Source organism: Hamadaea sp. NPDC051192, from assembly GCF_040682475.1.
Taxonomy (GTDB): Bacteria; Actinomycetota; Actinomycetes; order Mycobacteriales; family Micromonosporaceae; genus Hamadaea; species Hamadaea flava.
Genome location: NZ_JBFBAZ010000037.1, coordinates 53,799 through 65,715, shown reverse-complemented (window position 1 = coordinate 65,715; position 11,917 = coordinate 53,799). Strand labels below are relative to the sequence as shown.

The 11,917-nt window shown below is 66.5% G+C and carries 8 protein-coding genes; 4 read left to right on the top strand and 4 right to left on the bottom strand.

The annotated features are described in order from the left end of the window. Nucleotides 1-256 precede the first annotated feature (256 nt). Nucleotides 257-463, bottom strand: coding sequence for a hypothetical protein (locus tag AB0M47_RS18115; protein WP_363414619.1), 207 nt, complete (start codon nucleotides 461-463; stop codon nucleotides 257-259). Between the two features lie 483 nt (nucleotides 464-946). Here AB0M47_RS18115 and AB0M47_RS18110 point away from each other — a divergent pair, with 483 nt between their 5' ends. The 4 genes from AB0M47_RS18110 to AB0M47_RS18095 all read left to right on the top strand — a co-directional run bounded on the left by AB0M47_RS18110 (nucleotide 947) and on the right by AB0M47_RS18095 (nucleotide 7,234). Further along, nucleotides 947-2,983: a family 43 glycosylhydrolase gene (locus AB0M47_RS18110; protein WP_363414616.1), complete on the top strand. Its 2,037-nt coding sequence runs from the start codon at nucleotides 947-949 to the stop codon at nucleotides 2,981-2,983. Between the two features lie 13 nt (nucleotides 2,984-2,996). Continuing rightward, a complete protein-coding gene (locus AB0M47_RS18105) occupies nucleotides 2,997-4,385 on the top strand; it encodes a ricin-type beta-trefoil lectin domain protein (protein ID WP_363414614.1) in 1,389 nt (462 codons plus the stop codon). A gap of 64 nt (nucleotides 4,386-4,449) precedes the next feature. Continuing rightward, the gene (locus tag AB0M47_RS18100) at nucleotides 4,450-6,099 is read left to right on the top strand and encodes a ricin-type beta-trefoil lectin domain protein (RefSeq protein WP_363414611.1); all 1,650 of its coding nucleotides are present in this window, start codon (nucleotides 4,450-4,452) and stop codon (nucleotides 6,097-6,099) included. A gap of 19 nt (nucleotides 6,100-6,118) precedes the next feature. Next, nucleotides 6,119-7,234, top strand: a complete 1,116-nt coding sequence (locus AB0M47_RS18095; protein ID WP_363414608.1) for a ricin-type beta-trefoil lectin domain protein — start codon at nucleotides 6,119-6,121, stop codon at nucleotides 7,232-7,234. Nucleotides 7,235-7,293: 59 nt separating this feature from the next. Here the strand turns inward: AB0M47_RS18095 and AB0M47_RS18090 are convergent, their stop codons facing one another. From AB0M47_RS18090 to AB0M47_RS18080, 3 genes are all read right to left on the bottom strand, one after another. Continuing rightward, a complete protein-coding gene (locus AB0M47_RS18090; protein WP_363414605.1) occupies nucleotides 7,294-9,069 on the bottom strand; it encodes a family 43 glycosylhydrolase in 1,776 nt (591 codons plus the stop codon). Between the two features lie 101 nt (nucleotides 9,070-9,170). Then, nucleotides 9,171-10,715: a ricin-type beta-trefoil lectin domain protein gene (locus AB0M47_RS18085; protein ID WP_363414602.1), complete on the bottom strand. Its 1,545-nt coding sequence runs from the start codon at nucleotides 10,713-10,715 to the stop codon at nucleotides 9,171-9,173. A gap of 52 nt (nucleotides 10,716-10,767) precedes the next feature. Continuing rightward, a complete protein-coding gene (locus tag AB0M47_RS18080; protein ID WP_363414599.1) occupies nucleotides 10,768-11,796 on the bottom strand; it encodes a LacI family DNA-binding transcriptional regulator in 1,029 nt (342 codons plus the stop codon). Between the last annotated feature and the right edge of the window lie 121 nt (nucleotides 11,797-11,917).

Sequence of the window (11,917 nt, the reverse complement as noted above, 5' to 3'; positions counted from 1 at the left end):
GGCCGCGAGGTCGTAGCCTTCGGTGCGTCGCCGGGCGTGGGATCTTTGGCCCGTAACGGATTCGGTTGTGGTGACGTAGGTTCTTTGGCAGCGCCCCAGTCAAGCCGCGAACCGCCGCTACCGCCGTGCTGCGGTGGCGGAAACGCCGCAGCCGCCCCCGCCGGATGCGATGGCGCTGCGGGTTCGGGCGTCGGCGTATGGTCCTGGCCGGGCTGGCTGGGTGTCCAGGCCGCTCCGCCGGATGGCGGCGGGGGACTCACGGGTTGGACGGTGTCGAGGCGGGACCCACCCACCAGGAGAAACTGCGGCCGGTGCCGGCCAGCTCCTCTACAGTCCGGGTGATGCGGGCCGTGGCGTCGGCGTCGGTGAAGCGGGCCGCGGCGACGATGTTGAACGTGTCGTCGTCCAGGCCGCTGTCCGCGACCAGGAGGTCACCTGTCGGTGTGACGGTCGCGCTGGTCATCCTCCGGTGCAGGTGACAGGCGTGTTCCGCCAGGTTCTGCTCCGTCCTGTCCGCCAGCTGATGCGTGACCTCCTCGCCGGGGCCCAACGCGGATGAAGGGACAGCTGCCCGGTCGCCGTCGGCAGGTCTGCGGCGACCCGGCCCGGGCCTGCCTGACCGCTCCAATCAAGATGATCTATTGACTGAGGTAAGATCTTCCGTTAGTTTTCCGGTAAAGCAAGCGTCTCAAGACCGCGTGGTGAAGCCGGGCCGTTGAGCCCGCGGTCGTTTCCCAACCATCACTGGTGGAGGAAGACATGATTCCCTTGGCCCGGCGACATCTTCCTGGCTGGCGGACGAGAGCCGCCATGGTCGAAGCGATCCTGTCATCGCGTCTGAGTCTGCGCATCGACGCGAATTCCTCCTGCTGATCAACTCCCGCTGAGCCCGAGTTCCGGGCGCTCGGCTCAGACCCGCTCGCATCGGCAGAAGGGTCGAATCCGCATGTCCTCGAAACCTAGGCGGCTGCTCGCGCTGGGGTTGGCCGCCTTACTGATCCCGCTGATCGCCGGCACGGCTCCGGCACAGGCAGCGCTGGTCACCTTCAGCAGCACGCTCGTCAACCAGAACAGCCGCAGCTGTGCCGATCTGCCCAACGGGTCGTCGGCCAACGGCGCCCAGCTGATCCTCTGGTCGTGCTGGGGTGGCAGTAATCAGACCTTCACGTTCACGCCGGTCACCGGCACGACCGACCAGTACAACATCCACACCGTCACCAACGGCAGCTGCGTCGACGTCAACGGGGCCTCCACCGCGGACAACGCCGCCGTCATCCAGTGGACCTGCCATACCGCGAACAACCAGCGATTCCGGCTTCAACCCACCAGTGGAGGATTCAACGTCGTGGCTGTGCACTCCGGCAAATGCATCGTGCCCAGCGGAGACGCTCCAGCCGACAACACCGGCCTGGTCCAGCTGCCGTGCAGCACCGCCGCCAGCCGGACTTGGCAGATCCCGGGGTACGACCCGGGGAGCGGCGGCTCGGCGTTCGCCAATCCGGTCGTCTGGCAGGACTTCGCCGACGGCGACATCATTCGCGTGGGCGATGTCTACTACTACACGGCGTCCACGATGCACTACTCGCCGGGAGCGCCCATCCTGCGTTCCTACGACCTCGTCCACTGGGAGTACGCCGGACACGCGGTGCCCTCACTGGACTTCGGCTCCACCGCCTACAACCTGGTCGGCGGGCGTGCGTACGTCAAGGGGATCTGGGCTTCCGCGTTCAACTACCGCCGAAGCAACAGCACCTATTACTGGCTCGGGTGCGTCGAGTTCAACCGCACGTATGTCTACACCGCCTCGGCCGTGGACGGCACCTGGACCAAGCGTTCTCAGATCAACAACTGCTATTACGACGCGGGCTTGCTCGTCGACGACAACGACACCATGTATGTCGCGTACGGGAGCAGCAACATCAGCGTGGCGCAGCTGTCCGCCGACGGATTGAGCCAGGTGCGGGCTCAACAGGTCTACAGCTCGCCGTCGAACATAGGTTACATCGAGGGATCTCGGTTCTATAAGCGCAACGGCTCGTACTACATCTTCGTGACCAAGCCGGCGAACGGCCAGTACATCCTCAAGTCCAGCAGCCCCTGGGGGCCCTATGAGATCCGCCAGGTGCTGCTGAACATGCCGGGACCGGTCTCCGGCGGGGGTGTGCCCCATCAGGGCGGACTGGTTCAGACGCAGAACGGCGACTGGTACTACATGGCGTTCGTCGACGCGTACCCGGGCGGGCGGATTCCGGTGATGGCGCCCATCACGTGGACCTCCGACGGGTGGCCTGTCATCACGACCGTCAATGGCGGGTGGGGCAGCTCCTACCCGGCGCCGAACCTGCCGGCGCCGCCGCGTGCGGTCACGCCGATGATCGGTGCCGACATGTTCACGACAGCCGCTCTGGGACCGCAGTACGAATGGAATCACAACCCGGACAACACGAAGTGGTCCAGTGGCAGTGGCCTTCACCTGTCCACCGCGACCGTCACCAACGACCTTTACGCTGCCCGTAACACGCTGACTCATCGCATCCAAGGCCCGACGTCGACCGCCACGATCGTCCTGAATTACGCGGGTATGCGAGACGGCGATCGGGCTGGGTTGGCGATGCTCCGGGACTCGTCGGCGTGGATCGGCGTCAAGCGGGACAACGGCGCCACCCGGGTCGTCATGACGAGCGGCCTGAGCATGGACGCCAACTGGAACACCACCAGCACGGGGACGGAGGCAGCGGGAGCGGCCGTCTCCGGTGGCCGCATCTGGCTCCGCGTCAGCGCCGACGTCAATCCCGGATCGGCCCGGCAGGCGCGCTTCGCGTACAGCACCGACGGCGTCACCTTCCAGCCCCTCGGGAGCGGCTTCACGTTGAACAACGCCTGGCAGTTCTTCATGGGCTACCGCTACGGCGTCTTCAACTACGCCACCCAAGCCCTTGGCGGAGCTGTCACCGTCGAGCGCCTCGACATCACCACCCCTTGACTAGGAGACCCTCATGACACGCCTCTTGGGCGGGCTTCAGCCTGCTCGCACACCGATTCGGCTGCTGGTGGCGGCCGGGGCGACGCTCGCGACGATGGTGGCAGGGATGGCCGCCGGCTCAGTCCTCGGCTCCGCGTCGGCTGCGGACGCCCCGGCTCTCGCTGCGGCGACTGCCGGCTGCGGGCGAAACCCCACGCTCGTCAACGGCACCAACACCATCTCCGTCGGCGGCGTCAACCGCAGCTTCATCCTGCGCATCCCGGCGAACTACAACAACGCCGCTCCGTATCGGCTGATCTTCGGCTACCACTGGCGCGGCGGCACGATGAACGACGTCGCGTCCGGCGGATCCAGCGGATCCTCCTGGGCGTACTACGGCATCCAGGAGCAGTCGAACAACACGGCGATTCTCGTGGCGCCGCAAGGGTTCAACAACGGCTGGGCCAACAACAACGGCGAAGACCTGGCCTTCACCGACGCCATGGTCAATCGCATCGAGGCGGACCTCTGCGTGGACACCACGCAGCTGTACGCCATGGGTTTCAGCTACGGCGGCGGAATGAGCTACGCAGTCGCCTGTGCGCGGGCGAACGTGTTCCGGGCAGTCGTCGTCTACTCCGGCGCGCAACTGAGCGGCTGTAGCGGCGGCTCGCAGCCGATCGCGTACTTCGGCATCCACGGCATCTCCGACAACGTCCTCAACATCTCGCTCGGGCGGTCGCTTCGTGACACGTTCCTGCGCAACAACGGCTGTGCCGCGCAGAACGCGCCCGAGCCCGGGGCGGGTAGCGGAGCGCACATCACGACGACCTACTCGTGCCCGGCCGGATATCCGGTGCAGTGGGCAGCCTTCGACGGTGGCCACGGTCCGGGCCCGGTGGACGGCTGCTCCGGCTGCGAGGACGGCACCCGGACGTGGACCAAGGGCGAGGCCTGGCGGTTCATCTCGCAGTTCGGGAGTGGCACGGGCAGTCCGTCGCCGTCGCCGTCGGTGACGCCGTCGGGTAGCCGGCAAAACGTGACGATCGTCGGTGGCGCTTCGGGCCGGTGTGTCGACGTGCCGGGTTCCAGTACGACCAACGGTACGCAGATGCAGTTGTGGGATTGCCACGGCGGCACGAATCAGCGATGGACGTACACCTCGGGCCGGCAGTTGACGGTGTACGGCAACAAGTGCCTGGACGCCAATGGTCAGGGCACGAGCAACGGGACCGCGGCGATCATCTGGGATTGCAACGGTCAGGCCAATCAGCAGTGGAACGTCAACGCCAACGGCACGATCACGGGGGTCCAGTCCGGGTTGTGCTTGGACGCGGCCGGGACCGCGACCGCCAACGGCACCAAGATCCAGCTCTGGGCCTGCACCGGCGGCACCAACCAGCAATGGACCCTGCGCAGCTGACATTTCTCTCCGGGGTCAGGCGGCCTGGGCGGGCCGCCTGACCCCGCCCTCACGAAAGGCATCAATGGTGAGACGGAATATTCGGCGGCGGCTGGCCGCCAGCGTGGTGGCGGCCCTGGCAGCGGCCGCCGGGACGATGGTCTTCCTTTCCGGGCAAAGCGCACAGGCCCTCGAGAACGGCGTCGGCCGCACCCCGCCGATGGGCTGGAACAGCTGGAACACCTTCGGCTGCAACATCAACGAGTCGCTGATCCATCAGGTCGTCGACGCCATGGCGACCAACGGAATGCGCGACGCCGGATACCAGTACGTGGTGATCGACGACTGCTGGTTCCACCCCAACCGCGACGCCAGCGGCAACCTGCAAGGCGACCCGAGTCGATTCCCCAGCGGCATGAAGGCGCTGGGTGACTACATCCACGGCAAGGGCTTGAAGTTCGGCATCTACCAAGGGCCGCTGGCCAAGACCTGCGCACAGTACTTCAACTCCTGGCCCGGATCCACGGGCAGCCTCGGACACGAAGCGCAGGACGCCCGGCAGTTCGCCGCCTGGGGCGTCGACTACCTCAAGTACGACTGGTGCTCGCCCAACGGAACCATCGACGACCAAGTGCGCACCTTCGCGATCATGCGAGACGCGCTGGCCGCCACCGGTCGCCAGATCCTGTACAGCATCAATTCCAACAGTGTTCACGCCAAGACCGGTCCGCAGCGCAACTGGGGCGACGTGGCCAACATCTGGCGCACGACCGAGGACATCACCAACGCCTGGGACACCGGCCAGACCAACGGCTACCCCATGGGCATCCAGAACATCATCAACGTCAATCTGCCATTGGCCGGGTACGCCGGACCGGGGCACTTCAACGACCCGGACATGATGGAGGTCGGCCGGGGCGGCATGACCGACACCGAGATGCATACGCACTTCGCCATGTGGGCGATGATGGCCTCGCCGCTGATCGCCGGCAACGACGTGCGTTCGATGGACGCTGCGACGCGTACCATCCTGCTGAACCAGAACCTCATCGCGATCGACCAGGACACCGCCGGGCACCAGGCGACGCAGGTCTCCTTCGACGGCACCCGGCGAGTGCTCGCCAAGCGGCTGTCCAACGGTGACATCGCGGTGGCGTTGTTCAATCAAGGCAGCGCCACGACGACCATCAGCACCACCGCGACCGCGATCGGAAAGTCGGGCAGCTCGTTCACGTTGCGCGACGCCTGGTCGAACTCGACCAGCACCACCACCGGGGCGATCTCCGCGAGCGTGCCGGGCCATGGCGCGGTCGTCTACCGAGTAAGCGGCGGCGGCACCTCGTCGCCGTCACCGGGCGGCACCGTGACCGTGGTGAGCTCCTCGTCCGGACGATGCCTTGACATTCCCAACAGCAACACGGCCAACGGCACTCAGCCGGTCATCTGGGACTGCAACGGGCAGCCGAACCAGCAGTGGACGTTCGACGGCCTGACGATCCGCGGACTGGGCAAGTGCCTCGATGCCCCGCTCAACGCGACGGCCGGAGCCAAGGCGCAGATCTGGGATTGCAACGGCGGCGCCAACCAGCAATGGAACGTCAACGCCAGCGGCTCGATCAGCGGCGTCCAGTCCGGGCTATGCCTCGACGTCAACGGCGGCGGCACCGGCAACGGCACTGCCGTGATTCTTTGGACCTGCCATGGCGGGTCCAACCAGATGTGGAATCGCCGATAGCCTGGACAGGAGCATTTGCATGAAGAAGGCGCACTGGCGGTCGGCGACCGCCGCTCTCTCGCTCGCAATCGGGTTCATTGCGACGCCGTCCGGCGTGGCACACGCGGAGTCCAACGGCGGTGTCAGGGTCATGCCGCTCGGTGACTCGATCACCGAGGGAACCCAAGTGCCGGGCGGCTACCGGATCGGTCTGTGGCAACGGCTTGCCGCCGGCCGGTACACCGTGGACCTGGTCGGCTCGCAGTACAACGGCCCGGCAAGTCTCGGCGACCATGACCACGAAGGACATCCGGGCTGGCGAATCGACCAGATCGACGCGAACATCACCGGCTGGCTGACCACCTATCAGCCGCATTCGGTGCTGCTGCACATCGGCACCAACGACGTGCTGCAGAACTACAACGTCAGCACCGCACCGAACCGGCTGTCGACGTTGATCGACCACATCACGAACACCGCGCCCAGCGCCGAGGTGTTCGTCGCGCAGATCATCCCACTGGCCAACAGCGGCCAGGAAGCCGCGGTACGCACCTTCAACGCGGCGATTCCGGGCATCGTCCAGAGCAAGGTGAACGCGGGCAAGCACGTGCATCTCGTGGACATGCACAGTGCGCTGACCACGGCAGACCTTATCGACGGCGTCCACCCCACGGCCACCGGGTACGACAAGATGGCCGCGGTCTGGTACCAGGCGCTGCTTTCGGTGTCCGGCAGCGTCGGCTCCCCGGGCACCGGCGGTGGCACGTCGAACGTGGAGATCGTGGGAACCGCCTCCTCCCGGTGCGTCGACGTGCCTGGATCCACTACGACCAACGGAACCCAGACGCAGCTCTGGGACTGCCACGGCGGCACCAACCAGCGCTGGACGTACACGTCGAGTAAGCAGCTGACGGTCTACGGCAACAAGTGCCTGGACGCGTACGGGCGGGGCACGAGCAACGGCACCGCCGTCGCGATCTGGGACTGCAACGGGCAGACCAACCAGCAGTGGAACCTCAATGCCAACGGCACCATCAGCGGTGTGCAGTCCGGGCTTTGCCTCGACGCGAGTGGAGCCGCCACCGCCAATGGGACGAAGCTCCAGTTGTATGCCTGCTGGACCGGCACGAACCAGCAGTGGAGTCTGCGAAGCTGAACCACCTGCGCAGCAACGAGGGGGCGTACTCGGCACGCCCCCTCTCCTTGTTCGGTGGTTCAGCGAGGTGTGAAGTCCTGGTTCGTGCCCGCCGCGTTCTTGCATTGCCATTGATCGAGTTGTTGGCCGAGCGTGCTGTTGGCGCCGTAGACGTCCAGGCACAGCCCGCTGTTCTGGTTCTTGAACGAGTACGAACCGTCGGACTGCTGCACGGGCAGCCACAGACTGTTCGGCGAACTCGTGGGTGCCTGCTGGACGATGTTCGGCACCCCCGCCGTCGTGGAGCTATTGGTGACGGCCACGTCGTAGCCCGAGTGCTGCGCCTGCAGACGGCCGTAGCCGCCGGAAACGGGCACGAACTGGAACGATTGATTGGTCTGCCCGCCGCACGTCCATTGCGTGACGGCCGCTCCCGCCGCGGTCGACGCGCCGCTCACGTCGAGACACAGGCTGTTGTTGCCGATCACGAGCGGGTGATACCCGGTCGGATACCCACCGGACGGTCCACTGGCGAACTGCCACCAGTTCAGGTTGAACAGGTAGCCGCTGCCGCCGGTGAAGCGCAGGTAGAGATCGTGCGTACCGGTCGCGCCGGTGGTGGCGCAGGTTGCGGTGGCCCAGGTCTGCCAGCCACCGGTGCCGGGTACCGCGCAGGTGCCGGCGAGGGGCCCGGTCGTGCTGTCCAGGCGTAGTTCGATGGAGCCGCCGCTGGCTCCGGACGCGACGCGAGCGGTGAAGGAGGACGCCCCCGTGCCGAATCCGACGCCCTTGACCTTGATCCAATCGCCGTTCTGGATCCAGCCGACGTTCATGCCGCCCTCGGCCGCGGGTTCGGTCTCGACGCCCGACTCCCACGCGATCGTCTCGGCCTCTTGCCGCACGTACGGGTTCAGTACGCCGACCTGTGGCGCGCCTGTGGTTGTCATATTGATCGTCGGGATCGTGCCGTCGGCGTTGTAGCTGTACTTCTCCACGGCGACGGACCGCGTGTATCCACCGCCGCTTGGTAGCGCGCCATTGTGGTAGAAGAAGTACGAACCGCCGTTGAAATCGACGAGCCCGGGATGGTTGGTGAAGCTGCTGCCCTGGGTCGGCATGATCGTTCCGCGGTAGGTCCAGGGTCCGGTGGGACCAGGCGCGGTGGAGTATGCGATGAACTCCGAGCAGCACTTGGCCGCGAACACCATGTAGTACAGGCCGCCGCGCTTGTAGAACCACGGCCCTTCCTCATACAACGTAGGGCGGTTGGCGTCGCCGGTCCGGGTGCCGAACCCCGCTGTGGTGAGCGGGATCTGCGTCGGGCTGCCCGAGAAGGAGATCATGTCAGCGTTCAGCCGCACGTACCACAGATGCGGATTGCCGTAATAGAGATAGGCCTGGCCGTCGTCGTCGATGTAGACCGTCGGGTCGATCTCGGAGTTCTGGATCAGCGGGTGGCCGAGGGCGTCCCGGAATGGCCCGGTGGGGGAGTCGGCGACGCCCACGCCGATGGCCTGGGATCCGTTGGACATCCGTACGGGGACGTACCAGTAGAACTTGCCGTTGCGGTAGACGGCTTGGCCGGCCCACGCGTCGGAGCTCGCCCAGCTGAAGGTGGCCAGGCTCAATGGGGAGCCGTGATCGGTCCAGTTGACCATGTCGGCCGACGACCAGACCCGCCATTCGCGCATGGTGAAGTAGGTGGAGTTGTCTTCGTCGTGGCCGGTGTAGAGGTAGACCCGGCCGTTGTAGACCAGCGGCGCCGGGTCGGCCGTGTAAATGGTTTGAACAATGGGATTGTCGGCCCGGGCCGGGCCGGGGACGAGCACGACGCCGACAAGCAGTGTCGCGATCACGAATCTGAAGAATTTCCTCATCGAAGCCGCCTTGAAAGTGGGGCCGTGGGTGTAGGGACGAGGGGACGGCGTGTCCCTACACCCACGGGTCCGGAGATGGGTCAGCTGCGCAGGGTCCATTGCTGGTTGGTACCGCCGGTGCAGGCCCAGAGCTGGATCTTGGTGCCGTTGGCGGTCGCGGTTCCGGCCGCGTCCAGGCACAGCCCGGACTGCTGACCGGTGATCGTGCCGTTGGCGTTGAGGTTCCATTGCTGGTTCGTGCCGCCGTTGCAGTCCCAGATGATCGCCGTCGTGCCGTTCGACGTCCCTTGACCGTTGGCGTCCAGGCACTTGTTGCCGTACACCGTCAACTGCCGGCCCGACGTGTACGCCCACCGCTGATTCGTGCCGCCGTTGCAGTCCCACAGCTGCACCTGGGTGCCGTTGGTCGTGCTGGCGCTCGGAACGTCCAGGCACCGGCTGGATTGCGTGCCGCCGAGTGCCCCAGCCCGGCTGCCGTCGCTTCCCGGTGGCGGTGGCGTGACCAGGGCGGGTGCAGCCGAGACCGCGATTGCTCGGTCGAGCGAGACCGCGCCGTCTCCCACAACGCGTACGCGGATGGTGTGCGTACCTTGCGGAAGGGTTCCGCTGGTGAAAAGCGCGACGTTGGTCCGCCGTGACGACGCCCGGAAACTGACCGTCTGCTCCGGTCCGGAGTCGACCGATACCGCAGCTGAACCGTGCGAAGGATCCTGTACGCCGTACAGGACGACCCGGTTTCCGGTGAAGGAGAGGGGCGCCGTGTTGCCGGCGGTGATGCTCGAGGTGTTGTCCTTGCTGAACGCTTGGTTGTCCGTGCCTGTCTGCCAAGTGCCGCTGTAACTGAAGCGCTGCCGGTCGTTGACGTCGGTCGGGAAGCCGAAGGCGAAGGAGCCCCCGCCCGGCACGACCGGGTCGGTGAACGCGGCGATGTTCACGTTCACATTCGCCGACGTCAGGCCGGGAGACGATGCGGTCAGCGCGAGTGAGCCGGTTTGCCCGAGCGAGCTCTTGAGGTACACCGCTCCGGTGCCTGCCTCCAGAGTGAGCGGGCTCTCGCCGACGACTGCGCCCGGCCCGGTGAGGGCGAACGTCACGGCGGCGCTGCTCGTGGGCACGACCTGGTTGTTGCTGTCCAGGGCCTTGACAACGACCCGGGTCATGTCGGAGCCGTCGGCCTTGATCGCCGAGTGGTCGGCCACCAGCGCCAGGTGGGTCGCCGCTCCCGGGGTGTAGCGGGTGTCGCTCGCCGCGATCCGGGCGCCGATCCAGCAGTCCGCGCGTAGCTGCCCGGCGGTCACGGTCAGACCGGTGAACTGGAACAACGGATAGGGGAGGCTGGTGTACGCGTTCGGGTTGATCCGTCCGCGAGACACGCCGTTGGCGAACAGCTCGACCTGCTGGCAGTTGCCCGCCACCAGAACGGTGCCGCTCGACACGCCTGGAGTCCACTGACTGGCGATCGAGACGTATGCCCCGTACAGCGCGGGATCGCGCTGGGAGGCGAACGCCGCGGCGTCGAGCTTCGGGATCCGATAGATGTCCGAGACGCCGTGGTAGCAGGTGAAGTCGACGCAGGACGGGGGAGTGACGAAGGTGGTGTTGTAGTCGAACGCTGCCCAGCCCATGGAGCCGGAGATGTTCGCCTTGCCGGCCGCGGCTGACGGGCTTGCCGGGACCTCACGCTGGCGGAGCTGTGCTGCCCCGTACGACGAGGTTCGTGGCGAGTTCGACTCGCGTACGTTTCGGCATCTCCCCGGTGGCCAGGGCGACGGCGCACCTCGCGGCGGCGGCGCCCATCTCCGCGAACGGCTGGCGCACCGTGGTCAGCGGCGGCGCACACCAGACGGCCTGCTCGACGTCGTCGAAGCCGACGACGCTGAGTTGCTCGGGTATGCGCAGGCCGACCTGCCGGGCTGCCTCGTAGACACCCAGTGCCTGCAGGTCGTCGCCGCAGACGATCGCGGTGGGCGGTTCGGGCAGGCGCAGTAGTTTGAGCGCGAGGTCGCGACCCTGCTCGAAGGTGAACAGTCCGTTTCGCAAGAGCTGCTTGTCGAACGGCGCGCCAGCGGCGTCCATGGCGGCCCGGAAACCGTCCAGGCGGGCCCGGGACGCGAGGTCCTTGACCGGTCCGGAGAGCACTCCGATGCGCCGATGCCCGAGATCGAGCAGATGGCGGGTGGCGTTGAGGGCACCGCTCCAGTTCGTCGAGCCGATGGAGGGTGTGCTGTGCAGGTCGCTGGTGGGGTCGAGAGCGACCAGCGGGATGCCATGGGACACCAGCGTTTCGCGGTGCTCCGGGGTGATCGCTGAGGACACCGCGATCACCCCGGCCGGCCGGCGAATCAGCAGTGTGTCCACCCACAGGCGGCCCGCTTTGCCCCGCCGGTACACGTCGAGGTATCCGAAGGTCATGTCGTGGGCGGCGGCGACCTCCTCGACTCCACGCATGATCTCCATGGCGATGGAGCTCAGCATGCCGTGGAACACGACCTCGAGGTGCCGAGTCGACTGGTCGGACGTCGACTTGCGGTAGCCGTGATCACGTAACAGCGCCTCCACGCGTCGACGGGTCTCCTCGCTGACCCCCGCTCGACCATTGAGGACTTTTGACACCGTAGGCGCCGAGACCCCGGCGAGTTCGGCGATCGCCGTCACGGGCAGGTCGCCGCTGCGCCGTCGTCGATGGGGTCTGGAGCTCTCCGACATGGCAGCGAGTGTACGCAGGAGCGCGGAATGTGTCCGAGTTACCGGGTCGATCGCGAAAATTCTGCGCCGGGCGCGCCTGACGACGACCGTCCGGCGCAGCGCAAATCAGACTCTTGACCTG